At 72.1% G+C, this 19,656-nt stretch carries 16 protein-coding genes and 1 pseudogene; 13 read left to right on the plus strand and 4 right to left on the minus strand.

The window, feature by feature from the left end:
* Positions 1 to 29: 29 nt before the first annotated feature.
* The 3 genes from RZ84_RS22315 to RZ84_RS22325 are packed head-to-tail and all read right to left on the minus strand — an operon-like array spanning position 30 to position 3,552.
* Positions 30 to 1,205 (minus strand): acyltransferase family protein, encoded by a 1,176-nt coding sequence (locus RZ84_RS22315; protein ID WP_043265774.1) that lies wholly within the window; start codon positions 1,203 to 1,205, stop codon positions 30 to 32.
* Positions 1,202 to 2,563: an alpha-2,8-polysialyltransferase family protein gene (locus tag RZ84_RS22320; protein ID WP_043265775.1), complete on the minus strand. Its 1,362-nt coding sequence runs from the start codon at positions 2,561 to 2,563 to the stop codon at positions 1,202 to 1,204. The genes RZ84_RS22315 and RZ84_RS22320 overlap by 4 nt, the downstream gene beginning before the upstream one ends.
* On the minus strand, positions 2,563 to 3,552 hold the full coding sequence (locus RZ84_RS22325; RefSeq protein WP_043265776.1) for a glycosyltransferase family 2 protein: 990 nt from the start codon (positions 3,550 to 3,552) through the stop codon (positions 2,563 to 2,565). Before RZ84_RS22325 ends, RZ84_RS22320 begins: the two co-directional genes overlap by 1 nt.
* Positions 3,553 to 3,740: 188 nt before the next feature.
* Here RZ84_RS22325 and RZ84_RS22330 point away from each other — a divergent pair, with 188 nt between their 5' ends.
* The 12 genes from RZ84_RS22330 to RZ84_RS22385 all read left to right on the plus strand — a co-directional run bounded on the left by RZ84_RS22330 (position 3,741) and on the right by RZ84_RS22385 (position 18,021).
* Positions 3,741 to 5,105, plus strand: coding sequence for a DUF6716 putative glycosyltransferase (locus RZ84_RS22330; RefSeq protein WP_043265777.1), 1,365 nt, complete (start codon positions 3,741 to 3,743; stop codon positions 5,103 to 5,105).
* Between the two features lie 35 nt (positions 5,106 to 5,140).
* Entirely contained in the window at positions 5,141 to 6,352 is a 1,212-nt protein-coding gene (locus RZ84_RS22335) for an acylneuraminate cytidylyltransferase (RefSeq protein WP_043265778.1), read from the plus strand.
* 97 nt (positions 6,353 to 6,449) lie between these two features.
* Positions 6,450 to 7,400 (plus strand): N-acetylneuraminate synthase family protein, encoded by a 951-nt coding sequence (locus tag RZ84_RS22340; protein WP_043265779.1) that lies wholly within the window; start codon positions 6,450 to 6,452, stop codon positions 7,398 to 7,400.
* A gap of 167 nt (positions 7,401 to 7,567) precedes the next feature.
* Entirely contained in the window at positions 7,568 to 8,650 is a 1,083-nt protein-coding gene (locus RZ84_RS22345) for a hypothetical protein (protein WP_043265780.1), read from the plus strand.
* A gap of 139 nt (positions 8,651 to 8,789) precedes the next feature.
* Positions 8,790 to 10,001 carry an amidohydrolase gene (locus RZ84_RS22350; RefSeq protein WP_043265781.1) on the plus strand — a complete coding sequence of 404 codons (1,212 nt, stop codon included), beginning with the start codon at positions 8,790 to 8,792 and terminating at the stop codon, positions 9,999 to 10,001.
* Between the two features lie 254 nt (positions 10,002 to 10,255).
* Positions 10,256 to 11,287: a BMP family lipoprotein gene (locus RZ84_RS22355; protein WP_043265782.1), complete on the plus strand. Its 1,032-nt coding sequence runs from the start codon at positions 10,256 to 10,258 to the stop codon at positions 11,285 to 11,287.
* Between the two features lie 198 nt (positions 11,288 to 11,485).
* Positions 11,486 to 13,000: an ABC transporter ATP-binding protein gene (locus tag RZ84_RS22360; protein WP_043265783.1), complete on the plus strand. Its 1,515-nt coding sequence runs from the start codon at positions 11,486 to 11,488 to the stop codon at positions 12,998 to 13,000.
* A 44-nt stretch (positions 13,001 to 13,044) separates the two neighbouring features.
* Positions 13,045 to 14,226 (plus strand): ABC transporter permease, encoded by a 1,182-nt coding sequence (locus tag RZ84_RS22365; RefSeq protein WP_052230529.1) that lies wholly within the window; start codon positions 13,045 to 13,047, stop codon positions 14,224 to 14,226.
* The gene (locus RZ84_RS22370) at positions 14,223 to 15,503 is read left to right on the plus strand and encodes an ABC transporter permease (protein ID WP_043265784.1); all 1,281 of its coding nucleotides are present in this window, start codon (positions 14,223 to 14,225) and stop codon (positions 15,501 to 15,503) included. Before RZ84_RS22365 ends, RZ84_RS22370 begins: the two co-directional genes overlap by 4 nt.
* A 46-nt stretch (positions 15,504 to 15,549) precedes the next feature.
* The gene (locus RZ84_RS22375) at positions 15,550 to 15,951 is read left to right on the plus strand and encodes a cytidine deaminase (RefSeq protein ID WP_043265785.1); all 402 of its coding nucleotides are present in this window, start codon (positions 15,550 to 15,552) and stop codon (positions 15,949 to 15,951) included.
* A 101-nt stretch (positions 15,952 to 16,052) separates the two neighbouring features.
* A complete protein-coding gene (locus RZ84_RS22380) occupies positions 16,053 to 17,330 on the plus strand; it encodes a thymidine phosphorylase (RefSeq protein WP_043265786.1) in 1,278 nt (425 codons plus the stop codon).
* 97 nt (positions 17,331 to 17,427) lie between these two features.
* Complete coding sequence (locus tag RZ84_RS22385; protein ID WP_052230096.1) at positions 17,428 to 18,021, plus strand: Uma2 family endonuclease; 594 nt, start codon at positions 17,428 to 17,430, stop codon at positions 18,019 to 18,021.
* A gap of 95 nt (positions 18,022 to 18,116) precedes the next feature.
* On the opposite strand, the gene RZ84_RS22390 is transcribed toward RZ84_RS22385, so the two are convergent.
* Positions 18,117 to 19,436, minus strand: coding sequence for an MFS transporter (locus RZ84_RS22390; RefSeq protein ID WP_043265787.1), 1,320 nt, complete (start codon positions 19,434 to 19,436; stop codon positions 18,117 to 18,119).
* Between the two features lie 95 nt (positions 19,437 to 19,531).
* On the opposite strand from RZ84_RS22390, the pseudogene RZ84_RS41555 reads away from it, so the two are divergent.
* Positions 19,532 to 19,656, plus strand: a pseudogene (locus tag RZ84_RS41555) (LysR family transcriptional regulator); the annotation flags it as partial.

Raw genomic sequence — 19,656 nt, forward strand, 5'->3', positions numbered from 1 at the left:
CGGATCCGCTCGCGGCGGATCCGCCGACGCTACCTTCGCGGGTCGATCGCCCGCCGCAGCCGTGGCGTCAGCGGCCGTTCCACCCACCGGTGCATCGCCCACGCCAGCGCCAGCATCAGCCCGACGGTCAGCAGCAGGGTGGCGTACGACGGCAGTCCGGCGCCGTGGTGCAGGGCGTGGATCACGACCCAGCCCAGATGCTCGTGGACGAGGTAGAAGGGGTAGGTCAGCGCCCCGGCCACGGTCAGCCAGCGCCAGTTCGCCCAGTGCAGCTTGCCCAGCGCGATGGCCGCGACCAGCGCGAAGCCCGCGGTGACGACGGCGACGATGCCGGCCGCCGACCGGTAGGAGAAGGCGTGCACGTGCGCCGGGTGCCACAGGCCGGCGACCGCGTAGTGCTGCCCGATCAGCCAGCTGACCAGCACGATCGTCCAGGCGACCGGGTCCCGCGGGCCGTAGCGGTGCAGCAGGTAGAGGCCGACCCCGCCGATGAAGAACGGGGCGTACTGCGGCATCAGTACGACGTCGAGGAACGGCTCGTGGGCCGACTGGGCCAGTGCCGCGGCCAGCGTCCAGCCGGCGCAGAAGAGGACCACCCGGCCGCGGGTGGCGCCCGGCAGCACCACGCACAGCGCGAAGAGCGCGTAGAAGCGCATCTCGGCCCAGAGGGTCCAGCAGACGCCGAGGACCCGGTGCACGCCCAGCGGGTACTGGAGCATGGTCAGGTTCGTCAGCACCTCGCTGGGCGAGAGCGCCTTGTACGCGACCCAGGGGAGCATGAAGACCGCGGTGACCAGCAGGATCGCGACCCAGTACGCCGGGTAGAGGCGGGAGATCCGGGAGGCGACGAAGGAGCGCAGGGTCCGCCCCCAGCCGCTCAGGCAGATCACGAAGCCGCTGATCACGAAGAAGATCTGCACGCCCAGGCATCCGTATGCGAACAGCCCGGAGACGTAAGGGAATTGGTGGGCCGGCGAGCCGCCCCAGGCGCGCGATATGTCGCCGCTCCGGCCTCCGTAGTGGTACCCGGCGACCATCAGCGCGGCGATCAGCCGCAGTCCGTCCAGTGCGCGCAACCGGGCGGCGCCGCCCTCCTCGCGGCGGCTCGGTGGTGCGGTGGCGGGCGCGGTGGTGGCGGTGGCGTCCGGCGCCGCGGGGCGGGTGCCGGCCGCCGGTGTGGTGGTCGCCGGTGTGGTGGTGGTCATCCGAAAGCGGCCCGCTTCTTCAGTCGGCGCTGTACGGCCCGTGCCCGGCGCGCGACCCGGCGGACGGCGGCGTTGCGCGGGATGAACGACAGCTGGGAGGGGATCGCGCCGGGCAGCGCCAGCGCGGTGAGCCGACGGCGCTTGAAGTAGCGCCGGGTGTACGGGTCGAGGTGGGCCGCGAGATAGCGCTCGGCGGCCGGGCGCAGCTGCGGGTAGATCTGGTGCTGCATCGCGTAGCCGACGGCGGTGACCAGGCCGGTGATGCTCTCCGGGGTGCCGGTGCGCCGCGTGTTCCGCTCGTCGAGGTCGGGCACCAGCGCGTCCACGATGGTCACCGGCACCCGGTTGCTGTTCTGATACGGCGTCAGCCGCTCCAGCAGCAGCCCGGTCCCGGTCCGCGCGACCGGCAGGCCGTAGAACGCGGAGGCGGTCAGCAGCGCGGTGGAGAAGCAGCCGACGACCAGCGCGGGCCGCATCCGCCGGTAGAGCACCTCGGCCAGGACCGGGCGGTCCAGCACCGTCAGGGAGATCTCCAGCTTCTCCGCCTCCCGTTCGAGCAGCCGCGACCAGCGGGCCGGCGCGGACGGGTGCGGTTTGAAGACGATCTCGCGGTGGCCGCGCTCGACGGCGCCGCGCACCATCCGCACATGCAGCTCCTCCTCCTCTTCGGGAGTGAGGATGGACAGCGCCGAGAGGTACTGGCCCAGGAGCAGCGCTCCGCCGTCCGGCAGGCCGCCGAGGTCGGGCAACCCGTCCGCGTCCTCGGCGAGTTCGGCCAGCACCTTGGTGAAGGCCCCGGTCGGTACGGTCTCCGCCGGCACGCCGAACTCGGTGAGCAGCAGCGGCGTCAGACCCGGGACGAGGTCCAGGTGGAGCAGCCGGTTGATGCGGGTGCCGACGAGCGGATCGAGCTTGTTGCGGGTGGGGCCGTAGCTCATCAGCCCGTCCGCGTAGACGTCGACCGGTGCCTCCGGGAAGAGCTGGGCCAGCGCGAGGGCCGGGTTGACCTGGATGGACTCCACGACCAGCTCGATCCGGTCGTCGCCCAGGTCCCACAGCATCCTCAAGTACCGCTCCCACAGCGGGACATCGTCCGGGCGCGGCGACCAGCCACCGGGGTGGAACGGGCGGATGGTCTCGTTCCAGGACAGCACCCGGTCGAACCGGCCGCGCAGCTGCGCGAAGCCCGGCATGGTGTCCAGCGAGGCGGTGGTCTCCGGGTTCGCGGCGTTGTTGCTGAGCAGCAGCAGCCGGCGTCCGGCCGCCGGGAAGCGGTCCGCGTCCAGCGCGGCGGCCAGCGTCGCCGTGCCGTAGAGCGTCGACGCCAGGAAGATCTGGGTGCGGGGCCGGTTCGGCATCAGGCGGCGACCTCCGCCGCGGGGGTGCCGGGGGAGGGGCGGCGGCGCAGCCGCCGCAGCCGGGCCGCGCGCTGTACGTCCATCGAGTCCAGGGCTTCCTTCAGTACGTCCTGCGGCATGCGTTTCATGGCCGCGGCGCTCATCGCGCGCAATTTACGGGCCACCGGCGGCTCGAATCGTTCGATCGAACCGAGGTGGTGGGAAATGATCGCGCAATAGGTGCGCACCGCTTTCGGCAGCAGCAGCTGCGCATCGCGGTCCTGCGCGGTTTCCTCGATCACCTGGTCGAAAGCGCGGATGAAGTCCAATTGCCGTACGTCTCCGATCTGGGTCAGTGACGACGCCACACCGCGCCGGTAGAAAACCCCGAGCAGACCGGTCACCGCCATGGACCGCGCCTCGCGGTGCAGCCGCCAGATCCACGGGCGGTCCTCCGCGGTGCGCAGTCCGTCCCGGAAACGCAGCACCCCGCCGTCCAGCAGCCGGCGGTGGTAGATGCCGGCCCAGGCATAGGCGTAGTCGACCGAGGTGGAGCGGTCCGCGGGCAGGATCGCCGCCCGCGGGTCCAGCACCACCCCGCGCCGGCCGTGCGGGACCCGGTGCACGGTGCGCGCCTTGGCGGTGCACTGGACATGGTCCGTACGGACGAAGTCGCACCCCAACTCCGCGATCACACGGAGGAGTTCGGGAAGATATCCGGGGGCCAGCCAGTCGTCGCCGTCGAGGAAGGTGAGGTACTCGCCGCGGGCCGCGTCCAGACCGGTGTTACGGGCGGTGGCCAGGCCGCCGTTCTTCTCGTGCCGCAGCACCCGGGCGCCCGGCAGCTCGCGTTCGGCGCGCGCGAGAATCCGCGGGGTCTCGTCGCGGGAACAATCGTCGACGAGCAGGAATTCGAAGTCCTCGCGAGAGTTCGCCGCCAGGCTTTTCAGGGTGTCGGGCGCGTATGTCTGCACGTTGTAGAACGGCACGATGACGGAGAGCTTGACCACCCGGGTGACGTTAGGTCCGGCGCCCGGCATTCGTCTTGACGCGGTGCGTACTTCACGGTGAACGAAGAATGGCGGGATGGTTAACCCGGCCGATAATCGGGCGGGTTCGGAATCCGTCGGTGCGCTGTTTACCCTTTGTTGCTTCCCAGTTGGCCCGCGGCCCCCCGGGCCTTCCTAGCGTCTTCGACGTGCCATCACGTACCGATTCCCCGCCGCGGGTCGCGGTGCTCGCCGACTCGGACACCCGGTGGAAATGGGGCGCTTTGACAGCGTACCGCCTCCAACCGGGCAGCCGGCTCGACGGCTATCTGCTGCGCGGCCGGGCCACCCCCACGGTCCGCCAGCTCGACGAGGTCGGCGCCCGTGCGGACGCGCTGCGGGAAATCAGGGGAGTCGACTTCCTGGACACGATGGAGCGCGCCGCCCGCGGCGCCGGACCGGACCGCTGCGACGTGGTGGTGCTGGCCTGCGTGGGCGGTGCGGTGCAGGCGATGCTGCACGGTCTCGCCCGCGCCTGGCGAGGCGCGGAGCGCCGCCCCGTCGTCGTCACCGGTTACGTCGGCGTGGTCTACGAGAAGCTCGCCGACGGGCTGCTGCTGCGGCACGGCGCGGATGTGGTGCTCGCCAACTCCCGCCACGACGCGGACCGGTTCCGCGAGGTCTACCGCGGGGTGGGGGCCGCCACCGGCAGCGTCGTGGAGTGCGCGCTGCCGTTCCTCGGCGGCACCCGCTACGGCGGCGAACACGACCCGTACACCGTGGTGTTCGCCGCCCAGCCCTCCGTTCCGGAGAGCCGCGCCGACCGAACGTACCTGCTGCGTCGGGCGGTTGAGCACGCCCGCCGGCACCCCGGCCGCGAGGTGCTGGTCAAGCTCCGCAGCAGACCCGGCGAGCACACCACGCACATCGAGGAACTGCCCTACCAGAAGCTCGCCGGCAAAATGCCCGGCGGCCTGCCCGCCAACTGCCGCCTGGTGTACGGGAACATGGGCGAGGTCCTGGACCGCACCGACCTGATGGTCACGGTCAGCTCCACCGCCGCCCTGGAGTCGCTGCACCGCGGCATCCCCACCGCGGTCCTCACCGACCTCGGTGTCCGCGAGGCGCTCGGCAACCACCACTTCCTCGGCTCCGGCTGCCTGCTCTCCTGGGACGAACTCGACGCCGGCCGCCGCCCGGAGCCGGACCCGGCGTGGCTGGCCCGCCAGGGAGTCGCCGCGACCGGCACCCCCGGTGCCGCCCCGTACGAGGTGTATGAGCACGCCTTCGACGCCGCCCGCGACCGGGTCGGCGAGCTGCGCACCGCCGACCGGCTGCCGCCGATCACCCCGTACTACACCCCCCGCACCGCCCCCGGCTACCTCCCGGGCATCCTCGCCCGCTACGGCCTCGACCCGCAGGGCGCGCCGCTCGCCGGGTGTCCCGAGGCGCCTCAAGAGACCGGCGGGCTGCGGCGGTTGGCCCGCGACACGGTCCGCGAGGCCGCCCGCGGCGCCTACCGGCACGGGGTCCAGCGCATCGCGCCCGCCATCCGCCGCTGGGGGCAGCTGTGAGCGCCCCCCGGTCCCGCCCGACGAAGGAGTTCGCAATGCACCCCACCGTGGTGGCCGTCATCCCCGCCCGCGGCGGCTCCAAGGGCGTACCGGCCAAGAACCTCGCCGCCGTCGGGGGAGTGCCCCTGGTGGCCCGCGCGGTCCGCGAGTGCCGGGCCGCCCGGCTGGTCACCGACGTGGTCGTCTCCACCGACGACGCCGGGATCGCGGCGGCGGCACGCGGCGCCGGCGCCGTCGTCATACGCCGCCCCGGCGAGATCGCCGGCGACACCGCCACCAGCGAGGCCGCGGTACGGCACGCCATGGACGCCTACGAGGAGGAGCAGGGCCGGCCGGTGGACGCGGTGCTGCTGGTCCAGTGCACCAGCCCGTTCCTGGTCCGCGAGGACATCGACGCGGTGGCCGCCGCGGTCGTCGAGGGCGGCGCGGACAGCGCGCTGACCGTGGCCCCCTTCCACGGCTTCGTCTGGCGGGACGCCGAGCCCGATGACCCCGCCGGCCCCGAGGACCCGCAGGCCACCGGCGGCTTCGGCGTCAATCACGACAAGTCCTTCCGCCCGCGCCGCCAGGACCGCCCGCAGGACCTGCTGGAGACCGGGGCCGCCTACGCCATGGACGCGGCCGGCTTCCGCGTCAGCGGCCACCGCTTCTTCGGCCGTACGGAACTGGTGCGCACCGACCCCGCCCGGGTGCTGGAGATCGACGATCCGCACGACCTGGCCCGCGCCCGCGCGCTCGCCCCGCTGCTGGACGCTCCACGGCCCGGCGCGCTGCCGACGCGGGACGACATCGACGCCGTCGTCCTCGACTTCGACGGCACCCAGACCGACGACCGGGTGCTGATCGACGCCGACGGACGGGAGACCGTGGCCGTGCACCGCGGCGACGGCCTCGGGATCGCCGCGCTGCGCAGGGCGGAACTGCGGCTGCTGATCCTCTCCACCGAGCAGAACCCGGTGGTCGCCGCCCGCGCCCGCAAGCTCAGGGTGCCGGTCCTGCACGGCATCGACCGCAAGGACCTCGCCCTCAAGCAGTGGTGCGAGGAGGCGGGGGTGCAGCCGGAGCGGGTGCTCTACGTCGGCAACGACGTCAACGACCTGCCCTGCTTCGACCTCGTCGGCTGGCCGGTCGCGGTCGCCTCGGCGCACGACGCGGTGCGCGGCGCGGCCCGCGCGGTCACCGCGACGCCCGGCGGCAGCGGCGCCATCCGCGAGATCGCCGGCTGGCTCCTCGGCCCCTCCCTGTAACTCCGTTACGGCGCCTGCCCGTCAGCCCCCACCAGGTTTCCCACCCCCCTGTAACCCACCCCGACACCGCCCCCGTACCAGAGCAGAGGAACCTCCCATGAGCAGCAACTCCCGTCTCCGCGCCCTCGGTGACCGCCTGGCCGGCCCCGGCCGCCCCGTCTACGTCACCGGCGAGATCGGCATCAACCACAACGGCGACCTGGAGAACGCGTTCGCGCTGATCGACGCCGCCGCCGACGCCGGCTGCGACGCGGTCAAGTTCCAGAAGCGGACCCCGGAGATCTGCACCCCGCGCGACCAGTGGGACATCGAACGCGACACCCCCTGGGGCCGGATGACCTACATCGACTACCGCCACCGCGTGGAGTTCGGCGAGGACGGCTACCGCGCCATCGACGAGTACTGCACGAAGCGCGGCATCGCCTGGTTCGCCTCCCCCTGGGACGTCGAGTCCGTCGCCTTCCTGGAGAAGTTCGACGTCCCCTGCTACAAGGTCGCCTCCGCCTCGCTCACCGACGACGAACTGCTGCGCGCCATGCGCGCCACCGGCCGCACCGTCATCCTGTCGACCGGCATGTCGACCCCCCGGCAGATCCGGCACGCCGTCGAGGTCCTGGGCAGCGACAACATCCTGCTCTGCCACGCCACCAGCACCTACCCGGCCAAGGCCGAGGAGCTCAACCTCCGCATGATCCACACCCTCCAGGCCGAGTACCCCAACGTCCCGATCGGCTACAGCGGCCACGAGACCGGCCTGCAGACCACCCTCGCCGCGGTCGCCCTCGGCGCCACCTTCATCGAGCGGCACATCACCCTCGACCGCGCCATGTGGGGCTCCGACCAGGCCGCGTCCGTCGAGCCGCAGGGCCTGACCCGCCTGGTCCGCGACATCCGCACCATCGAGGAGTCCCTCGGCGACGGCGTCAAGAAGGTCTACGAGAGCGAGCTCGGCCCGATGAAGAAGCTGCGCCGGGTCGCCGGCGTGGTGGCCGAGGCGGAGGCCGCCGAGGCAGCCGAGGCCGCCGACCGCACCCCGGCGGCCGTCTGACGGCCTGACAGGAGTTCGACGTGAGCTCACCCGAAGGGACCCGCGCCGAGCCGCCCGCGGCCGGCGCGCCGGTCCCGCCCCAGGAGACGGCGGGGACTCCCGCCCGCCGTCTCCTCGGGGTACCCCGGCAGCGAAAGAGATCCGTGCCCTCGGGAGACGCGCCCCCCATGCCCGCTTCGGACACCGCCGGCGACACCGCCACCCTCGCCTTCGTCGAGAGCCCGGTGCAGCTGCTGAACGTCCTCGAATGGGCCCACGCCGACCGGGCCGGCGCGCTCACCGTCGTCGTGCTCGCCCCGCACGACCCGATGACCCGCGGCCAGCTGCGCCGGATGGCCGAACTCGCCCGCGACGAAGGCCACACCGTCCGCTGGGAAGAGGCCCGCGGCGGCCCGACCGCCCCGCTCCGCACCGTCGGCGGCCTGGCCCCGCGACTGCGCCGCGCCCGCCGCATCGTCATCGGCGACCCGTTCTCCCGCTACGTCCAGCTCCTTCTCGGCCTCGCCCGCGCCCGCGACCTGGTGGTGGTCGACGACGGCACCGCCACCATGGAGTTCATCTCCCAACTCACCCGCGGTGAACGGCTGGTGCGCTGGCACCGGCACGGCAGCGGACGCCGCCCGCGGGATCTGCTCTTCGCCCCGTTCGCCGCCACCGCCCGCCGCCGGCTCACCCCGGGGCCCGAGGACGCCCGGCGCCGCCGCACCGTCGCGCTCTTCAGCTCGATGCCCGTCGAGGCACCGACGGGCGTACGGGTCCAGGTCAACGAGTTCGCCTGGACGCGCGGGCGCTTCGGCCCGCCCCGCCCCACCCGCACCGCCGACATCGTCGGCACCTCGCTGGTGGAGACCGGCGTCGTCGACGCGGACCGCTACCTGGAGGCGGTCGCCGCGCTGGCCCGGACGCACGGCGCCACCCGCTACTTCGCCCACCGCCGCGAACGCCCCGGCAAACTCCGCCGGCTGGCCACCGAGACCGGCCTGGAGGTGGTGCGCCCCGACCTCCCCCTCGAACTCATCGCCCGCCGCGGCCCCATCGGTCGCCTGGTCCTCAGCTTCCCGTCCACCGTGGTCCACACCCTGCCGCTGGCCCTCCAGGGCACCGGCGTCCAGGTCGCGGTCTGCGACATCGACCCCGCGTGGCTCACCGCCAACGCCTCGCCGCGCGCCCAGGGTTTCCTCGACGACGTCACCGGAACCGCCCGCGACGTGCGGCGGCTGCCGTCCGCGGAAAGCGACGCGGCGCCGTAAAGCGCTACTTCATACCCTTCCCATAAACCGTCCATGCACCGAGCGGCCTAAATTTTCTTCCCCTAACGGGCTGAACTTTTGTTGATCGAGGGGTAGTTGCCCCGTTCGGGCCCGTACCCTTCAACGGGTGAACCAACTGATGTCCCGCGATGCCGACCACCCGCACGCCCCTGACCTCGCCGGCACCCTCCCCGAGGCACTTCTTCGCGAACTCATCGCGTTCCGCCGCGACTTGCACCGGCACCCGGAGCTCGGCAACCAGGAGTTCCGGACCACCGCCGCGGTCAAGGACCGTCTGGAGCGGGTCGGGCTGCGCCCCCGCGTGCTCACCACCGGCACCGGCCTCATCTGCGACATCGGTACGGACACCGGCGCCGGCGACCTGCTCGCGCTGCGCGCGGACATCGACGCCCTCCCCATCCCCGACACCAAGACCGTCGACTACGCCTCCGCGGTCCCCGGCCGGGCGCACGCCTGCGGCCACGACGTGCACACCACCGTCGTCCTCGGCGCGGGCCTGGTCCTCGCCGACCTGGCCCGGTCCGGCCGGCTGCGGCGGCCGGTGCGCCTGATCTTCCAGCCCGCCGAGGAAGTCCTCCCCGGCGGCGCCGCCGACGCCATCGAGTCCGGCGTCCTGGAGGGCGTCGGCCGGATCCTCGCCGTCCACTGCGACCCGCGGGTCGACGCCGGCCGGCTCGGGCTGCGTACCGGAGCGATCACCTCCGCCTGCGACCGCCTGGAGGTCGAACTCGACGGCCCCGGCGGCCACACCGCCCGTCCGCATCTGACGACGGACATGGTCACCGCCGCGTCCCGGGTGGCCCTCGACGTGCCGGCCCTCGTCGGCCGCCGGGTCGACGCCCGCTCCGGCCTCTCCGTCACCTGGGGCCGCCTGGAGTCCGGCCACGCCTGCAACGTCATCCCGCAGCACGCCGAACTCTCCGGCACCGTCCGCTGCCTGGACCTGGACACCTGGCGCCGGGCCCCCGACGTCGTGCACGCCGCGATCGACGAGGTCGCGGCGCTGTACGGCGCCAAGTCCCAGATCAACTACGTCCGCGGCGTCCCCCCGGTCGTCAACGAGCCGGTCAGCACCCAGCTCCTGCACGACGCGATGGCCGCCCGCCGCGGCGGCTCCGCCGTCGAGGGCACCGAACAGTCCCTCGGCGGCGAGGACTTCTCCTGGTACCTGGAACACGTCCCCGGCGCCATGGCCCGGCTCGGCGTCCGCCCGCCCGGCGAGCTGAGCCGCCTCGACCTGCACCGCGGCGACTTCGACGTCGACGAGCGCGCCATCGCCGTCGGCGTGGAGCTCTTCACCGCGGCGGCCCTGCTCGACGGGGGTCGATAGCTCTCGATTACCCTCCGTCCACTGTCGGTTGCTCTACGCGATAATGGTGGATGGAGCCGAGGGTGAGTGGAGCGTGACGTTCCGTGTATCCGGGCGGCCGGTGCCTGTCGGCCGCCCGCTGTTGTTTCCGTTCCGTGGCCTGAGAGACGAATCGATAACGGCCACGCAGCGGAGGGTTTTGCGCCAGGTCTACGCGCGTTAATCTCCCGACAAGCCAGCGCCACTGGGGGCGCTTAGAGCGAAGGGAAGGCCCCGTGCGTCGGGTCATCAGGATTGCCGCCGCGGCCACCGCCACCGCGTGTCTCGCCCTCACCGCCACCGCGTGCGGGCAGAGCTTTGCCGAGGTCAACCGTGCCAAGCACGCGGGTGTCGGGCTGGCCTTCGACATCGGCGGCCGGGACGATCACTCGTTCAACGAGGCGGCCGCCCGCGGTACGGAGAACGCTCAGAAGCAGTTGGGCGTCAAGGCCAAGATGCTCACCGCGAAGAACGGCGAGACCGAGGCCGACCGCGAGCAGCGGCTGACCTCGTTCGCGGAGGCCGGCTACAACCCCGTGATCGGGGTGGGCTTCGCGTACAGCCAGTCCGTGCAGAACGTGGCCAAGGACTTCCCGGACACGACGTTCGGTGTGGTGGACGCCGTGCCGACGGGCAAGAACGTCGATGCGATGGTCTTCGCCGAGCACGAGGGTTCGTATCTGGCCGGGGTCGCGGCGGCGCTGAAGAGCAGGACCCACCGGGTCGGGTTCATCGGCGGGGTGAACAACGCGCTGATCCAGAAGTTCCAGGCGGGCTTCGAGCAGGGCGTCCACGACACCGACCCGAAGGCCAAGGTCACCTCGCAGTACCTCTACCCCAACAACGACAAGGGGTTCAACGACCCGGCCGCCGCCAAGGCGAAGGCCCAGGGCATGCTCGACAGCGGCATCGACGTCATCTACTCGGCGGCGGGGCAGTCGGGCGCCGGCTCCATCGAGGCGATCAGCAAGGTCAAGGGCGCCTGGGCGATCGGGGTGGACTCGGACCAGTACCAACAGCCGGGGCTGGCCCGCTACAAGGACCACATCCTGACCTCGATGGTGAAGAACGTGGACGTGGCGGTCTTCGACCTGATCCGCAGCTATGAGCAGCACAAGCCGCTGACCGGGATCCGCACCTACGACCTGAAGCACGGCGGCGTATCGCTGGCCACCTCGGGCGGCTTCATCAAGGACATCCAGCCGCAGATCGACGCGGCCCGGAAGAAGATCATCGAGGGTCAGGTGAAGGTCAAGCAGACGCCGTAGCCCTCCGGGGGACGCCGGGACCCGCCCGCTTCCCCCAGGTCACCACTCCGATCGCTTCCCCCTTTCTCCTTCGTCCTTCCGCTCCTTCATCCCCGAGGGGAGTGCGCCATCAACGCAGCACCCACGAGCAGCAGCCCGCCCGGCCAGGACGCCCCTGCTGTCGAACTCCGCGGAATCACCAAAAGGTTCCCCGGCGTCGTGGCCAACCACGACATCCACCTCACGGTCCGCCGCGGCACCGTCCACGCCCTGTGCGGGGAGAACGGCGCCGGCAAGTCCACCCTGATGAAGATCCTCTACGGCATGCAGAAGCCGGACGAGGGCACCATCGCGCTCGGCGGCGAAGAGGTCACCCTGAACACCCCGGGTGACGCCATCGCCCGCGGCATCGGCATGGTGCACCAGCACTTCATGCTCGCCGACAACCTCACCGTCCTGGAGAACACCGTCCTGGGCGCCGAGAAGCTGCACGGCATCGGCGCCGGCGCCCGCGCGAAGATACGGGAGATATCGGACGCTTACGGGCTCGGTATCCGCCCCGACGTGCTGGTCGAGGACCTCGGGGTCGCCGACCGCCAGCGGGTGGAGATCCTCAAGGTGCTCTACCGGGGCGCCCGGACGCTCATCCTCGACGAGCCCACCGCGGTCCTCGTACCGCAGGAGGTGGACGCGCTCTTCGACAACCTCCGCGAGCTCAAGTCCGAGGGCCTGACCGTCATCTTCATCTCCCACAAGCTGGGCGAGGTGCTGTCGGTCGCCGACGACATCACGGTCATCCGGCGCGGTACGACGGTGGCGTCCGTCGAGCCGGCGAGGACCACCCCCAAGCAGCTGGCCGAGCTGATGGTCGGCAGCGAGCTGCCGTCGCCCGAGACGCGCGAGTCGACCGTCACCGACGAGGAGATGCTGAGCGTCCGCGACGTGCACCTGTCGGCGACCGACTCCGACGGGGTGGTGCGCACGGTGCTGGACGGCATCTCGTTCACCATCCGCAAGGGCGAGGTGCTGGGCGTCGCCGGTGTCGAGGGCAACGGCCAGGCCGAACTCGTCGAGGCCGTCATGGGCACCCGTATGCCCGACAGCGGCACCGTCACCCTGGACGGCAAGGACCTGTCGCGGTCCTCCACCCGGGCCCGGCGGGAGGGCGGCATCGGCTACATCCCCGAGGACCGCCACCGCCACGGGCTGCTGTTGGACGCCCCGCTGTGGGAGAACCGGATCCTCGGCCATGTCACCGAGCGCCCCAACAGCAAGGGCAGGCTCCTCGACCTGGCCGGGGCCCGCAAGGACACCGAGCGGATCGTCGCGGAGTACGACGTCCGCACCCCCGGCATCGAGGTCACCGCTGCCTCGCTCTCCGGCGGCAACCAGCAGAAGCTGATCGTCGGCCGCGAGATGAGCCACCACCCCAAGCTGCTGATCGCCGCCCACCCGACCCGCGGGGTCGACGTCGGCGCGCAGGCGCAGATCTGGGAGCAGATCCGCACCGCGCGCCGCGAGGGGCTGGCGGTGCTGCTGATATCCGCCGACCTGGACGAGCTGATCGGGCTCTCCGACACCCTGCGGGTGATGTACCGCGGCCGGCTGGTCGCGGACGCGGACCCCGCCGCGATCACCCCGGAGGAGTTGGGCTCCGCCATGACCGGTGCCGCCAGCGGCCACCTCAGCGCGTCGGACGACGCCGACGGCCTGCAGGGGGGTGCGCAGAAGTGAGTACCTCCACGTCAACGCCCGCCACCAACCGCGCAGTCGACACCATCGGGCGCGGCGCCACCCGCGACAAGGTGATCCTGGCGATCGCCGCGCCGCTGCTGGCGATCGTCGCCGCCGTGGTGATCAGCTCGCTGGTCTTCCTGGCCTCCGGCGAGAACCCGCTCCGGGCGTACGGGATCATGGCCGACTACGGCCACTACAGCGACAGCCAGGTCTGGATCATCAACAAGGCGGTGCCGTACTACCTTTCGGCGCTGGCGGTGGCCATCGGCTTCCGGATGAACCTGTTCAACATCGGTGTCGACGGGCAGTACCGGCTGGCCGCCTTCGCCGCCGCCGCCGTCGGCGGGGCGGTCGCGCTGCCCGGTGCGCTCCAGATCATCCTGCTCGTCGTCATCGCGATGCTGGTGGGCGCGGTCTGGTCCGGTATCGCGGGTCTGCTGAAGACCACCCGCGGGGTCAGCGAAGTGATCACCACGATCATGCTGAACTCCATCGCCGCCTCGGTGATCGGCTACTTCCTCCAGGACGGCCGCCTCGCCATCAAGGACGGCAACCTCCTGCACACCAAGTTCCTGCCGGCGTCCGGCCACTTCTTCTCCTTCCCGACCCACCCCAAGCCGGTCGAGGGCTTCGTGGTCGTCGCGGTGGTGGCCGGTGCGCTCTATTGGTTCCTGATCAACCGCACCCGCTTCGGCTTCGACCTGCGCGCCGTCGGCGCCTCCGAGCCGGCCGCCGAGGCCAGCGGCGTCAGCGTCAAGCGGATGGTCGTCATCAGCATGCTGCTGTCGGGCGCCGCGGCCGGCCTGGTCGGCATGCCGACGCTGCTCGGCGAGTCCTTCCAGTACGGCACCGACTTCCCGGCCGGCATCGGCTTCACCGGTATCGCCATCGCCCTGCTCGGCCGCAACAACCCGGTCGGGATGGCGTTCGGCGCGCTGCTGTGGGCGTTCCTCGACCGCACCGGCTCCCGGCTGGAGTTCGAGGGCTACGCCCAGGAGATCGTCGGCGTCATCCAGGGCGTCATCGTGCTGTGCGTGGTCATCGCCTACGAGGTCGTCCGCCGCTACGGGCTGCGTCGCCAGCAGCGCAGGGTCGGCGAGGAACTGGCCGCCCGGTCCCGGACCGCGCCCGGCGCACCTGGGGCTTCCGACGCCGGCAGCGCCGACAGCGCCGCCGACGCCGACACCGCCGACAACAGTGACAAGCCCGAGGTGACGTCGTGAGTACGGAGCTCAAGTCCGCGGCGAAGCCCGCGGCCACCGGCCAGGGCGGACGGCGCAAGCTGACCTACCCCTGGGTGCTGCTGATCGTCGCCGGCGCGCTGGTCGCGCTCTCCGCCCTGCGGGCCGTATCCGGCGCCACCGACCTCACCTCCGCCGGCCAGTTCGGGGCCGCGCTGAGCGCCGCCGTACCGATCGGCCTGGCCGGTCTGGGCGGTCTGTGGGCCGAGCGGGCGGGCGTGATCAACATCGGCCTCGAAGGCATGATGATGCTCGGCTCGTTCGCGGCCGGCTGGGTGGGCTGGCAGCACGGCCCCTGGCTCGCGGCGCTGGCCGGTGTCGTCGGCGGTGCGCTCGGCGGCCTGGTCCATGCGGTCGCCACCATCACCTTCGGCGTCGACCACATCGTCTCCGGTGTCGCGATCAACATCCTGGCGCTGGGCGCCACCCAGTACCTGGCCACCCTGTGGTTCGGCCAGGAGGGCAGCGCCGCGATGCTGGCCGGCGGCAACGACAAGCAGTCCCCGCCGATGCCCGACATCCCGACCTTCACCGTCCCGGGACTCGCGGACTGGCTCAACGGGATCGAGGGCCACCACTGGTTCCTGGTCTCCGACCTCGCCGGGGTGCTCGGCGGCGCGGTCACCGGCGTCCCGTGGCTGACCCTGCTGACCGTCGGCCTGTTCATCGGCAGCTTCTTCCTGCTGTGGCGCTCGCCGTTCGGCCTGCGGCTGCGGTCCTGCGGCGAGGCCCCGCTGTCCGCCGAGACGCTGGGCGTCAACGTCTACCGCTACAAGTACGCGGCGATCCTGGTCTCCGGCGCCCTGGCGGGCCTGGGCGGCGCCTTCCTGGCGATCAGCGTGCACTTCTACCAGGACGGCCAGACCGGCGGGCGCGGCTACATCGGCCTCGCCACGATGATCTTCGGCAACTGGCGGCCGGGCGGCGTCGCCCTCGGCGCCGGCCTGTTCGGCTTCATGGACGCCATGCAGCTGCGCAGCGGCGGCCCGACCGTGCACGCCCTGCTGCTGGGGCTGGCCGCGCTGCTCGCCGGGCTCGCGCTGGTGCGGCTGCGGGCCGCCAAGCGCGCCCAGGCCGCCTTCGCCGCGGTGGCCGCCGCCGTTCTGGTGGTCTGGTACCTGCTCTCCGACAGCGTCCCGCTCGAACTGGTCGAGGCCAGCCCGTACATCGCTACGCTGCTGGTCCTGGCCCTCTTCTCACAGCGGCTGCGGCCCCCGAAGGCCATCGGCAGGCCGTACCGCCGAGGACAGGGCGGATGACGCGCCGAGTACGAGCAGCACGAGCAGCACGCGAAGGACACCACGCATGACGCACGAGGTGCCGGTCGACTGGACCGCACTGCGGACGCGGGCCCGGGACGCCATGTCCCGGGCCTACGCCCCTTATTCCGGCTATCCCGTCGGCGCCGCCGCCCTCGTGGACGACGGCCGCACGGTCACCGGCTGCAATGTCGAGAACGCCTCGTACGGCCTCGGGCTGTGCGCCGAGTGCGGGCTGATCTCCGCGCTGTTCGCCGGCGGCGGGGGCCGGCTGACCGCCTTCACCTGCGTCGACGGCGCCGGCGAGCCGCTGGTCCCGTGCGGGCGCTGCCGCCAGCTGCTCTACGAGCACGGCGGTCCCGAGCTGCTGGTCGACACCGCGCTCGGCATCCGCCCGCTGGCCGAGCTGCTGCCCGACGCCTTCGGCCCCGGCCACCTGGCCCGGTAGGCATCCCCGCCGGCCCCCCCGATGCCGTCGTGCCCGCCCCTTCTGGGCGCCGCCGGCTCTATGCGTGTAGAACGGGAGCCACCCCTTCGAAAGGAAGACCCATGGACGTCATCAGCGTCATCCGTACCAAGCGCGACCGCGGAGAGCTGACCGCCGATCAGATCGACTGGGTGATCGACGCCTACACCCGTGGCGAGGTCGCCCACGAGCAGATGTCGTCCCTGGCGATGGCCATCTTCCTCAACGGCATGAACCGTACGGAGATCGCCCGCTGGACCGCCGCCATGATCGCCTCCGGTGAGCGGATGGACTTCTCGTCGCTGCCCCGCCCCACCGCCGACAAGCACTCCACCGGCGGCGTCGGCGACAAGATCACCCTCCCGCTCGCCCCGCTGGTCGCCGCCTGCGGCGCCGCCGTCCCGCAGCTCTCCGGCCGCGGCCTCGGCCACACCGGCGGCACCCTAGACAAGCTGGAGTCCATCCCCGGCTGGCGGGCCCACCTCAGCAACGCCGAGATGCTGGACGTCCTGCGCGACGTCGGCTCGGTCATCTGCGCCGCCGGCGAGGGCCTGGCCCCCGCCGACAAGAAGCTCTACGCGCTGCGCGATGTCACCGGAACCGTCGAGTCGATCCCCCTGATCGCCTCCTCCATCATGTCCAAGAAGATCGCCGAGGGCACCGGCTCGCTCGTCCTGGACGTCAAGGTCGGCTCCGGCGCGTTCATGAAGAACATCGACGACGCCCGCGAACTCGCCTCCACCATGGTCGAGTTGGGCGCCGACCACGGCGTGAGGACGGTCGCCCTCCTCACCGACATGGCCACCCCCCTCGGCCTGACCGCCGGCAACGCCCTCGAAGTCCGCGAATCCGTCGAGGTACTGGCCGGCGGCGGCCCCCAGGACGTCGTCGACCTCACCCTCGCGCTGGCCCGCGAGATGCTCACCGCGGCCGGCCTGCCGGACGCCGACCCCGCCAAGGCCCTGGCCGACGGCTCCGCCATGGACCACTGGCGCCGCATGATCACCGCCCAGGGCGGCGACCCCGACGCGCCCCTTCCGATCGCCCGCGAGCAGCACACCGTCACCGCCTCCGCCACCGGCACCCTCACCGCCCTCGACGCGTACGCGGTCGGCCTCGCCGCCTGGCGGCTGGGCGCCGGCCGGGCCCGCAAGGAGGACCCGGTGCAGGCCGGCGCCGGCATCGAGCTGCACGCCCGGCCCGGCGACCCGGTGACCGCCGGCCAGCCGCTGCTCACCCTCCACACCGACACCCCGGAGAAGTTCGACTACGCACTCGCGGCGCTGGACGGCGGGGTGGAGATCGGCCCGGCGGACACCTCCTTCGAGGCGCGGCCGGTGGTGCTGGAACGTATTGCCTGACCTGCGGTTTTCCCATTCGGGTGAACGGGATCGGTGGACCGGCGCCGGTCCCGTTCGGCATGCTGGGATCGGTGACGTACCGACAGAGGAGCACACCATGGCAGGAGTGATCGCCGAGCGCCCCCACCAGGCTGATGAACGCGGCTGGAACGAGGCACTCCGCACATGGGAGCAGACTGACGCTCCGGAGGGCTGCAAGGTGGAGATCATCGAGGGGATCGTCACCGTGGCACCACCGCCAGAGAGCGACCACAACGACACCGCGGACGAGGTTCAACGCCTGCTGTATACCGTCATCCCCCGGGACTGGGGCATCTACCAGACGCAAGGGTTGACTGTCCCCAGCCAGCAGGGGCTGTACATCCCCGACCTGGCGGTCATTCCCAAGAAGCTGCTGCCGCGGCGCGGTGAGCGCCGCATGGCCGATGCGGCCGAGTTGATCGTTGAGATCACCTCCCGGTCCAACGCGAATCACGACCGGGTCGAGAAGCTCCACGGTTACGCCGACGCAGGCGTGCCCCTCTACCTGTTGCTGGACCCCTGGCACTCCGGAAGGCCCACCGCGACGCTGTACGGACAGCCGGCGGGTGGTGTGTATCGCGTGCTGGAAACCGTGAAGTACGGCGCCGAGCTGCACCTGCCGGCGCCGTTCGATGTCACGGTCGACACTGCGCTCTTCCCTGGCAGTTGAGGCTCTCTCACGACGAAGGGCCCGCCCCACCAGGACAGGTGGCGGGGCGGGCCCTTCGGCTCGCGGGGCCCCGGGGGGCGTGCCGGGCGGGCCGGTCAGGCGGCCTGCGCCAGGCTCAGCAGGCGGCGTTCGGCGACCGCCTTGCGGGTGGCGTAGAGGGTGATCCCGGCGGCGCCGGCCATCGCGGCCAGGCCGAGCAGGACGGTGCCCGGCCAGCCGGCGGCGCGGAAGGCGACCGCCCCGAGGGCGCCGCCCAGGCTGCTGCCGATGTAGTACGCGCACTGGTAGAGCGCGGACGCCTGTGCGCGGGCGGTCTGGGCGGTGCGGCTGACCGAGGACGAGGCGACCGCGTGGCCCGCGAAGAAGCCGGCGGTGATCAGTACCAGGCCGGCGAGCACCGCGGCGACCGAGTCGGCGAGGGTGAGCAGCAGACCGGCGGAGGTGGTGCCGACGGCCAGGTAGAGGGCGCCGCGGCGGCCCGTCCGGCCGACCAGCTTGCCGGCCGCGGCCGAGGAGACCGTACCGACCAGGTAGACGACGAAGATCGAGCCGACGATGCCCTGCGGCAGGTTGAACGGCGCGGCGACCAGGCGGTAGCCGATGACCGTGTAGACCGCGCCGAAGACCGTCATGAACAGGGCGCCGATACCGTAGAGGCGACGCAGCAGCGGGTCGGAGAGGTGACCGCCCAGCGTACGGGCCAGCGTCCGCGGGCCCACCGAGCGCGCCGCGAAGTGCCGGGCCCTGGGCACCAGCAGCCGGAACGCCACCGCGCACACCACGGCCAGCACCCCCACCGCGCCGAGCGCGGCCCGCCAGCCCCACGCCTGCGCGACCCAGCCGGTCACGATCCGCCCGGACATCCCGCCGATGCTGTTGCCGGCCACGAACAGGCCGATCGCCCCGACCAGCGCCTTGGCGCGTACCTCCTCCGCCAGGAACGCCATCGCCGACGCCGGCAGCCCGGCCAGCGCGACGCCCTGGACGGCGCGCAGCGCGATCAGCACGCCGAGCGTCGGCGCGAACGGGACCAGCAGCGCGATCAGCGCGGCGACCGAGAGCGAGGCCGTCATCAGCGTGCGGCGGCCGAAGCGCTCGGAGACCGCGCTCAGCGGGATCACACCCAGCGCCAGTCCGAAGGTGGCCGCCGAGACGGTCCAACTGGCCTGGTCGGGGGAGACGTTGAGGTCGCCGGAGATGGCGGGCAGCAGCGCCTGGGTGGAGTAGAGGAGGGCGAAGGTGGCCACTCCGGCGGCGAACAGGGCGAGGCTCATCCGGCGGTAGCCGGGGCCGCCCGGCCGCAGCTTGTCCGACTCGGGGTCGGGCGCGGCGGCGGTGGAAGAGGTGTCTGTGGACGACTGGGGAGAGGCGGCCGCACGGTCGGTGACGGACGCCCCGGTATCAGCGGGAGGCATGGCTCGAACGTATGCCCCCTTACTTCATGCGTCCAATGCATGGAAACGCCATAATCGATGCTGTGCCACATGACCACAGCTCACAACCGCCGCTGTTGCAAGCTCGCAACACAAAACACACTCCGGAGCGCCTGCGCGGCACCCCGCCCGGGGGCCCGGAGCCCGCCGAGCTGGGCCCCGGCTCCTGGGCGCCGGCCCTCGCCCCGCGGCTCCCCCCCGT

It is taken from the genome of Streptomyces sp. CT34 (genome assembly GCF_000805335.1).
Lineage (GTDB): Bacteria > Actinomycetota > Actinomycetes > Streptomycetales > Streptomycetaceae > Streptomyces.

Excerpts from the sequence above, each read along its gene's own strand:
- RZ84_RS22315 (WP_043265774.1), bottom strand. The coding sequence starts at position 1,205 with ATGACCACCACCACACCGGCGACCACCACACCGGCGGCCGGCACCCGC.
- RZ84_RS22320 (WP_043265775.1), bottom strand. The coding sequence starts at position 2,563 with ATGCCGAACCGGCCCCGCACCCAGATCTTCCTGGCGTCGACGCTCTAC.
- RZ84_RS22335 (WP_043265778.1), top strand. The coding sequence starts at position 5,141 with ATGCACCCCACCGTGGTGGCCGTCATCCCCGCCCGCGGCGGCTCCAAG.
- RZ84_RS22340 (WP_043265779.1), top strand. The coding sequence starts at position 6,450 with ATGAGCAGCAACTCCCGTCTCCGCGCCCTCGGTGACCGCCTGGCCGGC.
- RZ84_RS22345 (WP_043265780.1), top strand. The coding sequence starts at position 7,568 with ATGCCCGCTTCGGACACCGCCGGCGACACCGCCACCCTCGCCTTCGTC.
- RZ84_RS22350 (WP_043265781.1), top strand. The coding sequence starts at position 8,790 with ATGTCCCGCGATGCCGACCACCCGCACGCCCCTGACCTCGCCGGCACC.
- RZ84_RS22375 (WP_043265785.1), top strand. The coding sequence starts at position 15,550 with ATGACGCACGAGGTGCCGGTCGACTGGACCGCACTGCGGACGCGGGCC.
- RZ84_RS22380 (WP_043265786.1), top strand. The coding sequence starts at position 16,053 with ATGGACGTCATCAGCGTCATCCGTACCAAGCGCGACCGCGGAGAGCTG.
- RZ84_RS22385 (WP_052230096.1), top strand. The coding sequence starts at position 17,428 with ATGGCAGGAGTGATCGCCGAGCGCCCCCACCAGGCTGATGAACGCGGC.
- RZ84_RS22390 (WP_043265787.1), bottom strand. The coding sequence starts at position 19,436 with ATGCCTCCCGCTGATACCGGGGCGTCCGTCACCGACCGTGCGGCCGCC.